Origin of the sequence: Acinetobacter sp. yr461, assembly GCF_900110445.1 — a bacterium.
GTDB lineage: Bacteria > Pseudomonadota > Gammaproteobacteria > Pseudomonadales > Moraxellaceae > Acinetobacter > Acinetobacter calcoaceticus.
In genome coordinates this window covers 770737-788512 of record NZ_FODU01000001.1, presented here as the reverse complement: position 1 = coordinate 788512, position 17776 = coordinate 770737, and the positions used below count along the sequence as shown (strand labels likewise).

Annotated in this window: 16 protein-coding genes and 1 pseudogene; 13 read left to right on the top strand and 4 right to left on the bottom strand. The window is 38.7% G+C overall.

Annotation, left to right across the window (positions count from 1 at the left end):
• Nucleotides 1-24 precede the first annotated feature (24 nt).
• From BMW38_RS03815 to BMW38_RS03805, 3 genes are all read right to left on the bottom strand, one after another.
• Nucleotides 25-1368, bottom strand: coding sequence for a PepSY-associated TM helix domain-containing protein (locus tag BMW38_RS03815; RefSeq protein ID WP_092705886.1), 1344 nt, complete (start codon nucleotides 1366-1368; stop codon nucleotides 25-27).
• A 301-nt stretch (nucleotides 1369-1669) separates the two neighbouring features.
• Nucleotides 1670-3634: a multicopper oxidase family protein gene (locus BMW38_RS03810; RefSeq protein ID WP_092705885.1), complete on the bottom strand. Its 1965-nt coding sequence runs from the start codon at nucleotides 3632-3634 to the stop codon at nucleotides 1670-1672.
• A gap of 44 nt (nucleotides 3635-3678) precedes the next feature.
• Nucleotides 3679-5232, bottom strand: coding sequence for a tyrosinase family protein (locus tag BMW38_RS03805; protein ID WP_092705884.1), 1554 nt, complete (start codon nucleotides 5230-5232; stop codon nucleotides 3679-3681).
• Between the two features lie 639 nt (nucleotides 5233-5871).
• On the opposite strand from BMW38_RS03805, the gene BMW38_RS03800 reads away from it, so the two are divergent.
• From BMW38_RS03800 to BMW38_RS03785, 4 genes are read left to right on the top strand one after another with little or no spacing between them, the layout of a single operon-like run.
• A complete protein-coding gene (locus BMW38_RS03800) occupies nucleotides 5872-6891 on the top strand; it encodes an ABC transporter substrate-binding protein (RefSeq protein ID WP_092705883.1) in 1020 nt (339 codons plus the stop codon).
• Nucleotides 6892-6893: 2 nt separating this feature from the next.
• Nucleotides 6894-7904 (top strand): FecCD family ABC transporter permease, encoded by a 1011-nt coding sequence (locus BMW38_RS03795; RefSeq protein WP_092706134.1) that lies wholly within the window; start codon nucleotides 6894-6896, stop codon nucleotides 7902-7904.
• Entirely contained in the window at nucleotides 7901-8665 is a 765-nt protein-coding gene (locus BMW38_RS03790; protein ID WP_092705882.1) for an ABC transporter ATP-binding protein, read from the top strand. Before BMW38_RS03795 ends, BMW38_RS03790 begins: the two co-directional genes overlap by 4 nt.
• Nucleotides 8662-9156 carry a GNAT family N-acetyltransferase gene (locus BMW38_RS03785; protein ID WP_092706132.1) on the top strand — a complete coding sequence of 165 codons (495 nt, stop codon included), beginning with the start codon at nucleotides 8662-8664 and terminating at the stop codon, nucleotides 9154-9156. Before BMW38_RS03790 ends, BMW38_RS03785 begins: the two co-directional genes overlap by 4 nt.
• Here the strand turns inward: BMW38_RS03785 and BMW38_RS03780 are convergent.
• The gene (locus BMW38_RS03780) at nucleotides 9151-9939 is read right to left on the bottom strand and encodes an AraC family transcriptional regulator (RefSeq protein WP_092705881.1); all 789 of its coding nucleotides are present in this window, start codon (nucleotides 9937-9939) and stop codon (nucleotides 9151-9153) included. The genes BMW38_RS03785 and BMW38_RS03780 overlap by 6 nt on opposite strands.
• 98 nt (nucleotides 9940-10037) lie before the next feature.
• On the opposite strand from BMW38_RS03780, the gene BMW38_RS03775 reads away from it, so the two are divergent.
• The 9 genes and pseudogenes from BMW38_RS03775 to BMW38_RS19555 form a co-directional block, all read left to right on the top strand.
• A complete protein-coding gene (locus BMW38_RS03775) occupies nucleotides 10038-10847 on the top strand; it encodes a sulfite exporter TauE/SafE family protein (protein ID WP_092705880.1) in 810 nt (269 codons plus the stop codon).
• Between the two features lie 181 nt (nucleotides 10848-11028).
• Nucleotides 11029-11913 carry a phosphoribosyltransferase family protein gene (locus tag BMW38_RS03770; RefSeq protein WP_092705879.1) on the top strand — a complete coding sequence of 295 codons (885 nt, stop codon included), beginning with the start codon at nucleotides 11029-11031 and terminating at the stop codon, nucleotides 11911-11913.
• 11 nt (nucleotides 11914-11924) lie between these two features.
• A complete protein-coding gene (locus BMW38_RS03765) occupies nucleotides 11925-13418 on the top strand; it encodes a nicotinate phosphoribosyltransferase (RefSeq protein WP_092705878.1) in 1494 nt (497 codons plus the stop codon).
• A gap of 60 nt (nucleotides 13419-13478) precedes the next feature.
• A complete protein-coding gene (locus BMW38_RS03760) occupies nucleotides 13479-14246 on the top strand; it encodes an ADPR responsive transcriptional repressor NtrR (protein ID WP_092705877.1) in 768 nt (255 codons plus the stop codon).
• 72 nt (nucleotides 14247-14318) lie between these two features.
• Nucleotides 14319-15713, top strand: coding sequence for a methylenetetrahydrofolate reductase C-terminal domain-containing protein (locus BMW38_RS03755; RefSeq protein WP_092705876.1), 1395 nt, complete (start codon nucleotides 14319-14321; stop codon nucleotides 15711-15713).
• A 168-nt stretch (nucleotides 15714-15881) separates the two neighbouring features.
• A complete protein-coding gene (locus BMW38_RS19705; protein WP_280138475.1) occupies nucleotides 15882-16004 on the top strand; it encodes a hypothetical protein in 123 nt (40 codons plus the stop codon).
• 367 nt (nucleotides 16005-16371) lie between these two features.
• Nucleotides 16372-16833 carry a hypothetical protein gene (locus BMW38_RS03745; RefSeq protein ID WP_092705874.1) on the top strand — a complete coding sequence of 154 codons (462 nt, stop codon included), beginning with the start codon at nucleotides 16372-16374 and terminating at the stop codon, nucleotides 16831-16833.
• A gap of 123 nt (nucleotides 16834-16956) precedes the next feature.
• Nucleotides 16957-17292, top strand: a complete 336-nt coding sequence (locus BMW38_RS03740; RefSeq protein ID WP_244524332.1) for a hypothetical protein — start codon at nucleotides 16957-16959, stop codon at nucleotides 17290-17292.
• Between the two features lie 5 nt (nucleotides 17293-17297).
• Nucleotides 17298-17567, top strand: a pseudogene (locus BMW38_RS19555) (J517_1871 family lipoprotein); the annotation flags it as partial.
• Nucleotides 17568-17776 lie beyond the last annotated feature (209 nt).

Genomic DNA, 17776 nt, shown 5'->3' with positions numbered 1-17776 from the left:
ACTCCTTTTTTAAGATTTATAGATTTATGGTTTGGAAGGGATGTATTTACGTATTGCAAGAATGAATACCGTAAATAATATGCTAAAACCGAACACAGGTAAGCTGAGCCCTAAGACAATGCCAGCCAGCATTAACAATACTTTTTGTTGGCCAGTTGCACGGTTCCAAATTAATAAGCTTTGACTTACAAAATGGATGGTCATGTGTTTTAAATTCGAATTTTTAAATGCAGCCTTATATGCGTAAATAATCATGATACAAAGCGTAAGTGCATAAAGTACGAGAACCAACTGATTTATCCAGCCAAATAACATACCAATATGAGCATCAACTCCCCAACGAGTTAGTTTTGCCACCAGTGAATAGTCTTTAAAAGCAAGTTGATCGATGACTTTATGTTGTTCCATATCAATTGCGATGCTATCAGCTTGAGTTGGCCATTTACGCTGAATTTCGGCCACTGTCCAAGCCTGATTTCCACTGGTAGGTGGTTTGATTTGTATTTGTGCCGCATCAATGCCATGTGCTCTGGCCATGGAGAGGACCATATCGTACTCACCTGACACAATATTTAAATTAAGATTTTCACTGTGTGGCATCTCGTGATGTTCATGATGCATCACTGTAGGTAAATTATCTGTCTGAAGAGAAGTTGCTAATGTTGGGGTTTGCCAGTTGAGCCATTGACGAGCAACTCGAATATTATCTCCAGCCCACTCGGACCATGTAAGACCCGTAATGGCAATGAATAATAAAAGTGGAAATAAAACTAAACCAAGCGTGCTATGCCATCTTAATAATTTATTTTTTTGTGTTTGCCTGATTTTAAGATTTTGACGGCGCTTCCACCAATTATACAGTCCAGTTAAAGTTAAAATGGCTAACCAACTTGCCGCCAGTTCACTGTAAAAACGACCCCATTGTCCTAATAATAAATTACTGTGTAGCTGATCGAGCGTAGTCCGAAACGGCAGTACTCCACTGGTCCCATAGACAGCTAGGTGGCCTTTGGCTTTAAGCGTAAAGGGATCAATGAAAACAGCTTCACTGGTAAAATGATGGATCGGGTCTGAGAAAATGACACGAGTTGTCTGATCAGCGCTTGGGGCTGGTCTAACTTCAATTACCTGCGCGGACTTGGGCATCACTTGCTTTGCGGCTTCAATTTGCTGACTCAGCTTATATTGCGCTTGGTTCAATGGCTCAACGTATAGAACATCTTTATAAATCGCTTGTTCAAGTTGAGGTGTAATTGCATAGAGTAAGCCGGTGAATGCAGCGACCAATATAAAGGGTGCAATAAAAATACCAGCATAAATATGAATTAAACGATAAAGACTACGCCAGAAGGATGAATGGGTCAGCATCAGAAGATAATGTCTATCAGGTGTTGGGCGGATTATAACGACTTATTTCTCTTAATGTTGATTGAGCTGTAACCGCTATTAAATTATTTGAGTGGCTCATATGCAGACAATTTGGCCTAACAATTAAACAGTTTTTATTGCTTGGTAAATTTTATGCCTTTTTAAAATTACTATTTAAGACCTTATTTGATAACTCTACAACTTATAATTCAAACTGTTCTGCTTCCTTACTAGTATTAAAAAAACCGCTTATATTAAAATAAGCGGTTTTATTAGAATAAAGTTTTATTACAGTCCAAAACTAGTGATGGCCTTGTGAAACGCCACCATTCCCATCTGGAAGACTAATTCGAATATTTTGCATCATGCCTTGATCTTCATGATCCAAAATATGGCAGTGCAATACAAAGTCACCGATGTAGCGTTGGTACTTGGTTCGGACAACGACTTTATAACTGGCTCCTTGTGCGTTTTTAACCCAGATTGTATCTTTCCATGTACCTTTTAGCCCACGATATTGTGGGTCAGGAGCAGCCGTTTTGTCATAGTCATCCACGGCGTTTATATCACTGACATCTTTACCGTTAGGGTCATATACTGCCACCACTTGAAATGGGTTTACATGAATATGAAAAGGGTGGCTGGCTAATTTAGAGGTGAGTATCCATTCATCGGTTTTGCCTAACTCGAGCGTACGGTCAATTCGGTCTGGTTTGTATGGTTTTCCATCCACCTGAAACTGAGTTGGATTAGCCTTAGTATCAATATTAAATTCTAAAAATTGTCTATTCGATGTTGCTGGTAGGTCCTGATGAGGAACAAAGTGGCTGAGCTTTAGATTTTGTTGTAAATCTTGAAGAACGGCGGGACGCATATCTGGGGCAATATTTCGGTATGCATTATTGCTTAAAGCCGTTGTTAAAGATGGAGGTGCTGAAGTAGCTTTATTGACTTGAACTATACCGAGTAAGCGTCTTTGCGAAAATGTACGGTCCACGTTAGCAGAAGCCGAAGCCGCTTCATCAATTAAACAATAACGACCTTCTTGAGGGAATTGAATTAATGCGTCGTATCGATAACCTGGTTGAAAGACGGTTACTGTTTTGTCCATAACTTGTTTGAGGGTTAGACCGTCGGCTGCGATGATGTGTTGACTCACAATAGGTCCTGTACAACTCTCACTTAATAATTTCTTTTCACCCATTGGTGTCAAATTGAGTTTAGATGGAATATTTTGCATTTGACGAACGCTCAGGTTGATACTGTCGCGTACACCTGCATGTACCATTCGCCAACGCTCAACTTGTCCTGCAACCGCTTGAGTGATGAAGGGTTGAACTTCTCCGTTGATGCTTGTATATCGTCCTGATTTCCCCCAATCGCCAGGGCCAAAACCTTGATAATCTCTAATTTCACCAATTTGATTGTTTTGGCAAATATAGTTGCCATTTTGATCGGTTTCGATTTTTCCGTTAGCATCGTAGCAAGCATATTGGATTTGCTGAAAAACCAGAGTTCTTTCTTTGAAACCATAGGTGAGTAAATCTAAATCACCTGTCTTATTTGAGGTAGGCTGGCGATATCCGCGAATAATTAACGCACCCGCCATGCCACTTGCAACTTGAATAGCAGTTGAACCATGTCGATGCGGGTGATACCAAAATGTTCCAGCTGGATGATCGGGTGGAATGTTGTATTCATATTGGAAATTAACACCCGGATTAATCGAAATTAAAACGTTATCACTATTTCCTGCTGGGTTAATCCATAAACCATGAGTGTGCATGTTAGTGCCATCAAAACAATGTGGTTTATTCACATCAAAATGATCGCCAGTACAACTTGGGTCCTTAGGAAATTTTTTGTGAGTAATCGGGTCTATATCAAGTTGATTATCTAAATTTGCCCGTACAGTTTCTCCGGGAAATACTTCAATTGTCGGAGCAATATAAGGCGTATTGGGCTGCGTATTTGTACCTTGATAACTACGTAAAAGGACTTCGTCATAACGATTTGTCGCTGGATTCCAAAGTCTGTTCCTCGTTTTTTTAACTTCCCAAGTAAACAATGCTTCATTTGAAGATTGCATTTGCGGTGCATTTGTTAATGACACACTAGGATTCGGTGCAGCAAGTAATGCGACATGATTACGTGCAACAGCCATATCAGGTGGGTCTTCTAATACACGTTCAGAAGAATCATTTGCTGATGCAGACCAACTAAGCAAAGTTAGAGGAGTGCACAATATTAAATGAGCTATTTTCATAATGAATATAGGCCTGAAAAAAATCAGGCCTCTCCCTTAAATTATTATTTTGAAGTTTCTAAGCGAACTTGAGAAATACTTAAGCCTTGAGAGCTTACTTTTTCTTTCACTTGATCAAGCGTTAAATCAGTAGCAACAAACTGAACTTCTAAGTCTTCAGCAGGCATGCCTAATTGCTTAACCTGATCACTAACTTGATAGACCAATTGACCCATAGCACCATTACTCGAGTGTCCGCCATGATCATGATCTAGTACACCGAAATAGTTAATTGTAGAGACGTAAACCTTTTGCTCAGGTTTATTTTTAGGATATAGATAAATCTTATAGGTTAGATTTGGAGTACCAATCATTTGAACATTGTCTAATATTAAATAGGTTTGTCCCGATGAGAGCGTTGTTTGAGAAAGTTGACTAGAGTTTTTTAAGAAAGTCGCAGTTTGAGGGTCTAAGGCTACTTTTTGAGTTACACCCATAAGCTTAATGCTTTTATTACTGCTCACTGGTTTATGATTCATTTTAAATAGGTTTGCTTTTTCAGCACCTTTACTACTCATGACAGGTGCTTGAACTTTACAAGCATTTTCATTGGTATAGCGAACTGGAATTTTACCAGGGGTGAATACATCGGCAATGGTCATGGTGACTTTGTTGCCGTTTTCATCTGCAAATGTATATCGGGTGTCATACCAACTATCTGGCATACCTAAATTTTTCTTCGCCCATTCAAGCGTAATCGGTTGCCCATTCGCTTTTTTATTTAGCCAGCATTGCCACAAGCGATCTATATTTGCATGGTGCATATAAAATACGGGGTCTAAACCTGCAATCGGCACAAATCCCATATCTGGTAGCACACAGTTTTTACCTACTGCACAGTGCATTACACCATGGGGTTGAGACTGTAATTGGTTAGAGAAATCTTTGAAGTTATCCCATTTAAAGGCTTGAGCAGCGCTGGCATTATCTGGATCTATGGCGCTGATGTTGGTATTTAAACCCGGTGTACGGAACTGATCATATAAAGTACCAGCCTGTTTACCGCGGACCAATTTAGGCAGTGCTAAGCCTTGACCATTAGCCGCTTTTTCTTCGTAATAGTCCCAATAAGGAAGTGAATAATCTTGCCCAACATATTTACGTACTGTTCGCTCATAAAAATAAAGCATCATACGGTGCCACGGTAAGAAATTTAGATTGCCATGTTGGCATGTACCCCAAACTTCATCGGTAAAGCCATCATTTGGGACTGGTGAATTTTGAATATGCTTATAGTAACTGTCACATATTGCTTTACTATATACCTGTAAACACTGGGGCATGCGGTATTGATTAACATAATAATCTTTGTCTGTTGCATGTGTACCTGTGCCAAAATAGCCATGCGTATTGGCCCAGTAATTAAAGCTTGTACGAAACTCCGGTGATAAGGGGGGAGCATTATTATTTGCCCGCATTTTTTCCAAACCTTTTTGTAATGCACTTACTTTGGCTGGATCTTTTGCAAACTCCGTCGCACTCATTCGTAGTGAGTCAGCATGGGTTGTTAAGCTCATGCTAAATAATAGAGTGCCTAAAATATAATAATTTCGCTTCATGATTTTAAATCCTTGTCATGTTTAATGTTCTTATATTTGATTATTTGTAATGTATGAATTTACCCTTGGTTTGGATAATTCTTAACCTAATCTAGCATATAAAATAGTTTTTATTAAAGTTTTATATTTAATATTAATAATGATGAAAGTTAATTTTATATCCTGTAATTTTTTAGAAAAACTTAATTATTTAATATTTTGTTTTTATTGAAATTTAAAAGATAGTTAAAATAAATTTAATTATATTTTTGTGTAATGTATTTTGTTTTTTTAAATTTATAGGTCTAAAGTCTCATTATTATCTAGAATATTAAAGCTAAAACCCTCTGATTAAATTTAAATATTGGAAAGTGAGTAATTTTATTTTAACGGTTGTAAAGAAAATTCTAAAGAATTTAGAAATGACCATCTATCTTCTAAGTTTTAAAAATCACAATCACATGATTATTAAGTTTATTTTGTAATTCTGGCATTTTTATTGCTTAATCGTTTCTATCTTCAGTACAACACTTGATTTGACTGCCGTATTACTTATGCTTCAAATATTCTTGATCACTTATAGTGTGTTTTTCACATGAAAAATGCACCAAATAGACACATCTTTTTATTTTGCACTGTATTTGTGCATTGGGTACTGTAATGAAGTTTTTGGTTTCAATACTCACTGTATTCATCCTATACGGATGTTCTTCATCTGAACAAAAGGCAAAAACACAAGAAAAGTTAGCGGCCCATTCGATATGTGTTTTTGATAGTACAAATACAAAAGTCTGTGTAGATAAACCAGCACAAAGAATTGTTTCTTTGTTTGAGTCGGGCTTAGATGGTCTCTACATGCTAGGGCAAGGCCATAAAGTGATTGGTATACCAGCTGAGGTGTACATTCAACCATTATTATTTAATGCCTATTCAAAAATAGATCAACGCATTGCCAATAGAGAGCTTGCTACACCTTCGCAAGGGGCAAATGCAACCAATATTGAAAGTCTCGTGCTGTTAAAACCAGATCTGGTGATTTTGGGGAGCGGGCAGACTCAAACGATTGAACTGTTAAGGCAGTTTGGCATTGCTGTATATGTGATGGAGTCTGGCACTTACCAGCAAGTGAAAGAAGAGCTATCTGAAATCGCTGTGCTTAGTGGTGCCGAAAAGCGTGCTCAAGAAATTTTAAGTTTTTCTGATGAAATTGTGGCAGAGGTCGCAGCCAAAACTGCACGTCAGCCAAATAAGCAATCGATTTATTATGCATGGTCTGGAGGGCGAATTTTTTCTACCTCTGGCCGCAAGTCTATTACTAATGACTTTATTGAGCTAGCGGGTGCTTTCAATATTGTTCAGACCGATGCAAATCAACCCAATGTGAACCCCGAGACCTTAATTGAATGGAACCCAGACAATATCGTGCTTTGGAACACCAACCCAAAACTGATTTATGAACGAAAAGAATTACAAGGCTTAAGCGCAGTACAAAACCGAAAGGTCTTTAATTTGAGTCCAGCATTTATATATAACCCGCACACCATCAAAATTATTATTACGGCGATTTATTTGAATCACAGTATTTATCCTGAACAGTCGGATTTACCTGTAAGTGCTTTGCAACAGCGCATTTTAACTAAGTTATATGGTGAGCACTTAGCTCAGGAGCTAGTGCAATGAAGATGGAAACACTAAAGTATTATTGGTTTTATCCGTTACCAGTCGTGATGATTTTTATCTCGCTGCTCATTGGGCCAACTCAGACGTTGAATGCATGGGACTATTTGCTGTGGGGTGTGCAAGCAGTTTTCGGTACATCATATTTTGATGCTGAACAATTTAGACTCATGCAAAACATTTTAGTGAATGTCAGACTTCCCAGAATTTTACTGACCTTTATGGTGGGGGCTGCCTTAGCAACAGCGGGTAATGGCTTGCAGGCATTATTTCGTAACCCCTTAGTTGACTCTTATGTACTTGGTATTTCGTCTGGCGCGGCATTCGGTGCGGCTTTGGCACTTTCTTTAAGTTGGCTTTCACCCAATCTATCCGCCTTTATTTTTGGTGTTTGTGCCGTTGCCTTAACGTATTTATTTGCACATCAAAAACATGAAAGCCAGACGTCTTTAGTGATGGTAATCTTATCGGGCATGATTGTTTCGGGGCTATTTTTGGCAGGTCTCACGGTGATTCAATACTTAAGTGATCCATTTAAATTGCAAGCGATTGTGCAATGGACCATGGGCAACTTACATCAAGCTTCTTGGCAAAAGGTTCAATACGCCGTGCTACCGATTTGTATTGGACTTGCCGGATTATTTGCTATGCGCTGGCGTTTAAATTTAATGGCACTGGGTGCTGAAGAGGCACAGGCTGTAGGTGTTAACCCAAGGTGGGAACAGCTGGTTTTAATTGCTCTGGTAACCGTTTGTACGTCAACTTCCGTTGCTGCGGCAGGGATTATTAGTCTATATGGACTGTTTATGCCGCATATTGTGAGAATGTTGGTTGGGCCAGATCACCGCTACAGCATTCCTGCCAATATGATTTTGGGCGGTAGTTTTCTACTCATGATTGATAACTTTTCACGGGTTTTACTGACTTTTGAAATACCGATTGGTATTTTTACCATGTTACTTGGTGCGCCATTTTTCTTATTATTAATGAAAACACAGAGGACTCATTGGGCATGATTCAAATTGATCAGTTAAATTATGCCTATGGGCACAAACAGGTTCTTAAAAATATTCATTTGGAGTTTCCTGAAAATCAGTTTTCCGTCATTTTAGGGCGCAATGGTTGTGGGAAATCGACACTTTTTAAATTGATGGCAGGCTTAGAACCCGTAAAAGATGGATTAATCCGTTATTCAGGAAAGCCATTATCGGACTTTAAGGGAAAAGATCGGGCTGCATTACTTGGCTTTTTACCGCAATTTCATAAAACCGTATTTCCATTTTTGGTTAAAGATGTGGTGATTACGGGGCGTGCCGCTTTTAGCAGATATAGACCTTCAAAATCAGATTGGGAACGTGTTGATCAAGCCTTGCTTGATTTAGACATTGAGCATTTACGGGATCGTGCTTATACCGAGCTATCTGGTGGCGAAAGACAATTGGTCATGATTGCTCGTATTTTGGTGCAAGCACCGAAAGTCATTTTGCTCGATGAACCGACTAATCATCTTGATGTCTATTATCAGTCTTATTTGATGAAAAAATTGCGTCAGTTATCGCGGCAAAATTTTACGGTGATTGCGATTATGCATGATCCAAACTTGGCTTTTTTATTTGCAGACCAGCTGTTTTTCATGCGTGAACATGAGGTAGTTAAGCCTGAGTCAAAAACTCGAATCACCGATCCGAAGTTTTTAAAAAGTGTCTATGATGTTGAGTTCCATGAAGCCATGATTCAAGACAAAACCATTGTTATCCCTGATCATTCTTGGCTATAAATATGACATTTCACTATCAGCTAGCGGACAAATCAGACTATGCATCTGCGGTAGAGTTTGCACTTTATACTAGACAGCTTTTATTCCCAGAAATCTATCATGGGCAAGTTTCCAAAGATTTAAAAAATTTTGGGCAATATTATGTCAATGATCCATTGGGCTGTTTTATTACGGTAAAAGATAAAAACCGCATTATTGGCACCATTGCATATCGGGCGTATGACCATCGTTTTGATTTAAATTTACCATCTAAGACGGTTGAAGTGGTTAAGTTATTTGTATTGCCTGAATACCGCCGTAATGGCATCGCAACTCAACTATGTGACATGTTGTTTAGCCATGCAAAAAAGAATGGAATTGCCAATTTGTATTTGCACACTCATCCATTTTTACCTGCGGCTGAAGAGTTTTGGACTCTACAAGGCTTTGAAGTCATTAAGCGAGAATGGATCGAGACGTATGACACCATTCACATGAGTAAATCTTTATAGCGTTTCATCATGAGCATGAAATCTTTTTAGAAAGTGGGTAGGTGGATAGCCCATAATTTTACTGAACATTGCTGTAAAAGCTGCTGAGTGTTCATAGCCTAAACTAAAGGCAATTTCAGTAATCGAGATATTCTCTTTTAAGGCATTTAACGCATAGATGATACAAACCCGATTACGCCATGCCTGAAAGGACATGCCAGTTTCAGACTTAAACCAGCGGTGAAATGTTCGCTCACTTTTATTATTCTCATGCGCCCAATCTTTAGGGCTGCTATGAATATCGGGGTGTTTCATAAACTCAGTACACTGTTTAGATAGTAATGTGTTGTGAGGTATTGGAATAAACAGAGGCAACGCGGGTGCAGCTTCTAATTCATATAATAAAAAATCAATAAGAGCGCCGTCACGGCCTGAACGTTGGTAGTCAACAGATAGCTGATTTGCCTGAATCAGCAGTTGATGGAGTAATGGTGATACTTGTACGACTTCGCAGTAGTTTGCCTGTCTCGGGGCATTACTCACTTCTATATACAAACTATATGTGCTGACTTGAGATAACCATACCCGATGTGGTTTGCCTGCGGGTATCCATACACCGCTGTACGGTAACACGAGCCATTGACCATCTTCGGTTTCAACTTTCATGAGGCCTTCAGGTGCATATAAGAACTGAGCACGGCGATGGCTATGCGTATCTAATAAGGTATCAGCAGGATAATCTGATCCTAACGCTAGAACCGCTTGCGGTAGATGGTCTACCCCGTTAATTGGAATATTACGCATATATTTTTGGCTGAAAAGAATAAAAAGATGGCTTTTTTACGTTAGTTTGCCATAGAGCTATTTTATATCATGCCTCTATAAACGTGAGGAAGATGATCATGCTATATGAGCTATTTTTATTTGGACTACTTTCGGGCGTAACCACTTGGTTATTTGGCTTTGGCGGCGGCTTTGTTGCTGTGCCTTTGCTTTACACCGTCATTATTCACAAGTGGGGCAATGAGAGTAGTGTCGGCATACATGCTATGCAAATCGCTGTAGCCACATCAGCCTTTGTCATGCTGTGTTCGGCAAGTTTTGCAACCTTTCGACACTATCGGTCTGGACATATAGATTGGCAAAAGATCCGCTTTTTATGGTCTGGTATCGGATTTGGAGGAGTTGTCGGTGCGGTAATGGCCTCATTGTTTAATGGAAATTGGCTTCGCTGGATATTTATGGGCTATGTGTTCGTAACGATTATTGATTGTTATTACCGACCTGGGTTTATGGTGACATCAAGGCAAAAGCAAAACTATAGCCAGAACAGTGAACTCATTAAAGGCGGAGTTATCGGCTGGGTTGTAGCACTTTTAGGTGTAGGAGGAAGCGTAATGACAGTTCCTTTATTACGGCGGCGGGGTAGTTCTATGGCAGAGGCCGCGGCTATGGCAAATATTCTCACCTTACCTTTGTCTTTAACAGCAACGCTGACCTATTGTGTATTGTCGCTTTGGCAATCTACATGGGCACCTAGTGGATTTATTGGCCTGATTTGGTTTCATGCTGCTTTATTCTTGGTTGCTGCAACGTGGATTGGGCTATATTTTTCAGAAAAATTTATTTCAAAACTACCGGATGTATGGCGGGCAAAGTTGTATCCGCTACTTTTAATAATAGTTCTACTAGTCATGATTTTTGTAAATTAAATATTTATTTCAACAGCTTGAATAATAATTTTTATTAAAAAACGAATTTCTAGTCGCTCTAAAACTGCAAATTTCATGTCTTAAATGGCTTTGAAAAAAGTTTGAAAAATAGACTTGAAATATATAGTGGCTTTATGCCACTATATATTCATCGAAGGTCATCAGACAAAAAGAGGATGATATGACTATCCAGCTTTTAGATGCGGCAAGAAATGAAATTCCAGTGAAATTCACGCAGTTTTCTGGTGGAGAGCGTCATGTTCAGATTGATGGGACAACCTTAGCTTCTTTATCTGGCACGGTATTGGTCCGTGCGCAAATGACCTCAAGTCACGATGTGATGGACTATTTACTACTTGAAAATATATTGCTGAATCAGGGTTTAACAGTTGACGTAGAAATTCCGTATTTTCCATACGCACGTCAGGATCGTATTTGTGCAGTAGGCCAAGCATTCTCACTCGATGTGATGACCAAGTTACTTAACATCAACGCAGACAAAAAAGCCGGCAAACAAGGCAAAATCACTGTTTGGGACTGCCATAGTGAAGTAACAACAGCCTTGCTCGCTGCCAATACTTCTTTTAAAGAAGTTGTAAATGTCAGTTCAGTCGACATCATCAAAAAGAGTGAAGCGCTGAGTGAACTGTTAAAAGATGAAAAAACAGTACTGATTTGTCCAGACAAAGGCGCAAAAGCCCGTACACAAATGGTTGCAGATGCTTTTAATGTTGAGCGCAAACAACCTATCACTATTGTTCAGTGTGATAAAAAACGTGACCCCGTGACTGGCAAAATTTTAGGTACGCATGTACATGCCACTGATTTATCTGGGCTAACGGCGGTAATCACCGATGACATTTGCGATGGTGGTGCAACCTTTATTGGTATTGCCAAAGAACTCCGTCGCCTGAATTGCAATAAGGTCGTTCTATATGTGACCCACGGTATTTTTAGTAAAGGATTAGAGGTTTTTGATGGGCTGCTAGATCAACTGTTTACTTCGGACAGCTTTCCACAACAACCATCAGACAAAATTTCAGTAATTGCTTTTGCAGCAAAATAAAGAGAATAAAGATGACGATTAAACTTAATCCATTAAACGCTATCGATTTTTATAAAGCTGATCACAGACGTCAGTATCCAGAAGGCACAGAGTACGTGTACGCCAACTTTACACCGCGTTCATCTCGACTCGCTAAAATGCTGCCTGACTTCGATGATAAAGTTGTATTCTTTGGTCTTCAGGGTTTTATCAAACATTTTTTGATAGATACATGGAATGAAGGCTTTTTCCAACAACCTAAAGACAAAGTAGTGGCTGCTTATAAACGCCGTATGGACACATCATTAGGTGAAGGCGCTGTACCCGTTGATCATATTGAGGCGTTACACGACTTGGGCTATTTACCTTTATGCATTAAAGCATTACAGGAAGGCAGTCGCGTCAATATGCGTGTACCTGTGCTCACTGTAGTTAATACCGACCCGCGTTTCTTTTGGTTAACTAACTATATTGAAACTGTATTAAGTGCTGAGCTTTGGAAAAGTTGTACTACTGCAACGATTGCTTATGAGTACAAACGTTTATTAACGCAATACGCCGTTAAAACTGGCGCACCACTCGATTTTGTACCTGTACAAGGACACGATTTTAGTAGCCGTGGCATGAGTGGGATTTATGATGCGGCGCAATCGGGTGTCGGTCATTTAACCAGTTTTATTGGAACAGACTCGGTTGCTTCAATTGACTACGCCGAAGAATATTACAATGCGACGGGAGTGATTGGAGTTTCTGTACCAGCAACCGAACACAGTGTGATGTGTATGGGTACAGAAAACAGTGAGCTAGAAACGTTTAAGCGTTTAATTTGCGAGCTTTATCCGTCTGGTGTTGTGAGTATTGTGTCTGATACTTGGGACTTTTGGCGAGTGATTACCGAGTTTACGGTAGCTTTAAAACCTGAAATTCTGACACGACAACCCAATGCTTTAGGCTTGGCTAAATTGGTTTTTCGTCCAGACTCTGGCGACCCTGTCAAAATTATTTGTGGTGATCCAGATGCCGAAGTCGGCACCCCAGCTTACAAAGGCGCGGTTGAATGTTTATGGGAAGTATTTGGTGGTACAACGACTGACCAAGGCTATAAAGTACTGAATGAACGTGTCGGTTTAATTTATGGTGACTCGATTACACTAGACCGTGCTCAGCGCATTTTGGAAGGACTAGAAGCCAAAGGTTTTGCTTCAAACAACTTGGTGTTTGGTATAGGCAGCTTTACCTATAACTATTTAACTCGCGATACCTTTGGGTTTGCTGTGAAAGCGACTTGGGGGCAAGTAAATGGTGTAGGTCGAGAGCTATTTAAAGACCCAATTACTGACTCAGGTGTAAAAAAATCTGCTAAAGGTCTATTACGCATCGAACAAAGTGAAACTGGTTTTACCTTATTTGATGAGCAAACAGCAGAACAAGAACAAGGCGGAGCACTAAAAACAGCCTTTGAAAATGGTAAACTCCAGTATGAGTGTACTTTGGATCAAATTCGTGAGCGTTTATCCATCGCATAACTGAGCTTAGATGAGTCGTTACATGGGTATCGGCTCATAGTTTTTATTGAGAGACTGAACGTGACTATTCAAACTGAACAAGAATTCCTTGCCAGTTATGATCGCCGAGATTATGACGCACCTTTACTCACTGTAGATATGGCTATTTTCTCGGTATTTAATGGTCAGTTGCAGGTATTACTCATTAAGCGACCAAACTTTCCAGCCAAAGACCAATGGGCTTTACCGGGTGGTTTTGCCGATTTAAAGCATGATCAAGACTTGATGGCAACCGCTTACCGTAAGCTCGTCGAAAAAACAGGGATTGCTTCACCTTACTTGGAACAAGTTGCCTCTGTTGGCAATGCTAAACGTGACCCGCGTGGCTGGGCTGTGACCATTTTGTATTTTGCCTTAATTGATTTTAATGCCTATCAACATCAAGAATTAGCTGAATACAGCGAATGGGTGCCAGTAGCAAAAGCAAAAGATTTCGCATTGGCGTTTGATCATAACGAATTACTCACCTTGGCATTAGAGCGTTTAACCAATAAAACTCGCTATACCGCATTGCCAGCCAGTCTCATGCCTGAGTTATTTACGCTAACTGAGCTACAAACCATTTATGAAATTATTCTTGGGCAATCGTTAGATAAAAAAGCATTTAGACGCCGTATGATAGAAGCAGGTGCAGTTGAAGAAACCAACCACAGTAAAATTGTGGGCAAACGGCCAGCTCAGCTTTACCATTATGCACCTGATTCTTTTGATTTTATATTTCCTCGCTCCCTCGAATTACCAAGAAATAAAGAGGGTGAAGACAAGCAAAACATTGAGCTTTCTGACTAGCGCATATTGATGCGCTTTGATTTATAATGCCGCGCTTATGATTAATGTCATGTTTTGATCAGCACTTTGCCTATGTCACACGTTTCTCCCTGCTTCCAGCAAAACCAGTTTTTTGTCTTGGTTGAATACCTCACTTCACTGCATGAGATTTATCCTGTGAAACATGAGTTTGCGGGATATCCGGCTGCAATGACATTGGCAGATCGCGTACATTCAGATCATGATATTGCGCCGCTTGAGGCCAGCAAAAGTTATCCTGACTCAATTGATAAAGTCTTACACTTTTCAGGTAAGACCCGAGACATACAAGACTTTGAACACTTTTTAGAACAAGCTCAAGCAGCCAATATTCAAAACTTATTATTGCTTACAGGCGATAAACTCAAAGAACACCATAATGGGCGAGATGGACAGCCTCGTAGTCGTTACTTAGAGTCGGTAAACGCCGTAATGGCTGCCAAGCAACATGGCGGTTTTCGCATTGGGGTTGCTTTTAACCCATTTAAATATGTCGAAGCTGAGCGTGATGCACAGTACTTAAAACTGCATAAGAAAATTAAAGCAGGTGCTGACTTTATCATTACGCAATTAGGCTATGACATTGAAGCCTTAAAGCAAGCCAAATCATTTTTAACGAAGCATACTTATTCACAGCAAATACTGGCTTGTGTCATGCCACTGACTTTGGCACGTGCCAATTTTATGGTGAAACATAAAGTGGCAGGTATTGTCATTACTCCACACATGCTAAAAGTCTTGGCAGATGAAAAACAGGCGGGACATACAGACCGCGTTTATTTGCGCTGCGCTTTACAGATTTTGATATGTAAAGAGTTAGGGTTTGCAGGAATTCACTTATCTGCCTGCCATAAACCAGAAGAACAAATGCTGCTTGAAAGCTACATTGAGCAATACAGACATTTGGAGCTTAAAGTCTTAGAAGAGCTTTGGAATTCACTTTGGCAAGTCACGTCAGGCAAAGAGTTTTTACCTGAAATTGCTCGTTTTTCACGTCAGCCAACATCTAAACAATTAATTAAATATCGCCAGTTACATGTTATGCATGAGGCGCTGTTTGGATCAAAAATTGCCAAAGGTGTAGGTCGGTTTATTTTCAAGGCATCTTTTTGGGAAAATGCTTTGGTCGCCAAAGTACTACTTAAAACAGAAGTGCTCAGTAAACATAGCTTAGTGGGCTGTGAAAGCTGTGGTCAGTGCCGTTTGGGTGACACTTTATATATATGCCCTGAAACGTGTCCAAAAGGTTTAGCCAACGGCCCTTGTGGTGGAACCACTTTAGACCGCTGTGAATTTGGTGACCGCGAATGCATTCATTCAGTCAAAGCAAGACTTGCAAAAGCTCTTGAACAAACCGATGTCTTAAAAGAGAAATTAATTCCTACAGTAGCGATTGAAACGAGAGGAACTAGTTCTTGGAAAAATTGGTATTTAGCGACTGAAGATTAAGTTTTTTATTACCCCTTGATTTGATTTTGTTAAAAAATCAAATGGTATGCTAAAGCACGGCGATAATTTTAAAAATAACAATTGTTTGCCTTAATTATGTCCAATCAAAGTGACGACGTAGGAGTATACTTAAAGCAAATCTTTTGCGTTAAAAGAAAGGCTGTCTCAATGAAAAAGTTGGTTACTGCACTTGCTGTAATTGTTGTTTTAACTGGATGTGTCTACGACCCTGTTAATTACAACAAAATACACGACCAAGAGTTCCAAGATCACCTCAGGCAAAACGGTTAGTAATAAAAAACCCACTCAATGAGTGGGTTTCATTTTTATTTACATTCTTCATTAGCGCTTTTATTGTTGGGAACAAACTCTCTTGCTGCAACTTGGGAAAAAGTTGGGGAAAATAATGCATCAGCATATTATTTTGATTCAGACTGATAGTGCTGGATGGGAATTAATCCAAGAAATATGCAAAGCACACTAGGGTGCTTTTCTTGAGGTGTATTCATTTCGAGTATTATTTAATAATAAGTGCTAGATTGGATGTTGATAATTATTCTAGCGACTTCGAGTAAAACAGAACCGCTAGAGATAGCAATTTTCTATTGAATCATAATTAAGCACTTGTTAAATTACCCTCAAATAAGAGGGTGTTTAAGTGCTTAGATTTTTAATTGCTTTACTATTATTAGCTATTAGCCACAGTACGTTAGCAAATAATAATTTTGATGCAGATGGCGGACTTATAAAACTTGGGATTATTGGACAAGACTTTAAATATATAGATGTTGATCAAGCGATTGAATTTTTTAAAATTGGAAATGAAGGAGCAAAAAGTACTTTTCCTTATAAAGCCAATGATTATATTGAAATTATAGAAGGATCAACAAGTCCATTTTATACATCAATTACGCTCAAGGTACTTGTGAAACCACCAATTGAAGATGAAAATAAAGTGATCGATTTTATTAAAACTGATGAAGGTATTCAGATTTGGTGCGATGGAGTGTTTTATCCTAAATATATGAAAGTGAATAATCATCAATATGAACTATTTTATATAAATAAACTTGGGAAAAAAGAAACGCTTATTTTGTTGAATAATGAAAAATGCAAATAGTACATTTCATGTTTTCAAATGAGTTAACTAATAGTCTTTATTAATAAAAAATAACTACTTCAAAGGTGGTTTTTAACCTTCTGAACTGGTAAATTTTACCCATTAATAATGATGGGTAATTAAATGAATAAAGTAATTATATTTCTATTAATAATTGGAATGACAAAATCCGTATTTGCTGGAACAGTTCCAATAATAACTGAGGAAGAGCATGAGAAAAAATGCATCCAAATTGCCCAATTGGCTCAGCTTTTCATGACAACAAGACAAAATGGAGCCCCAATTCTTGAAGCACTGGGAATTGTTGATAAAGCATTTAAAGAAAAAAAGGATAGAGACCTAATAAAAGATATAGTAAGAGATGCTTATGCTCAGCCAACTTATACTGTTCCATCAATTAAAAAAGATCAGGTGAATGAATTCACTGCTAAACACTATTTAGCTTGCTCAGGTTATTAAAGCACTCATTCGGTCCTGAGTTATCAACAATAAAACTTGATAGAGATGGCTCTGGAGTATTTTGCGAAGATACTGGTGGGCATGTGTTATTGAACAGAATTAAGTATTTCAATAATACTATTTATGTCCAAAATGGTATGACTTTAGAAGTAAAGCGATTAGATAAAAACATATTAAAAGCTAGGACAACTCTGAGCGCTTCTAATTTAAATATGGTCTACAAGGCTGCTAAAGACCTTAAACAAGCGTTATTAAAGTGTGCTAAAGAAATGTAAGTTTGTTCCTTCAATAACCCAAGTTGATGCCTAGATAGAAATAGAAAAACCTTCTAATGAGAGCTTTTTTATATAATGAGCATATAAAAAACTAGAAAATAATATTTCTATATTTCTATATTTCTATATTTCTATATTTCTATATTTCTATATTTCTATATTTCTATATTTCTATGATTTTGTAATTTCTCTCAAATATCAGTACAAAA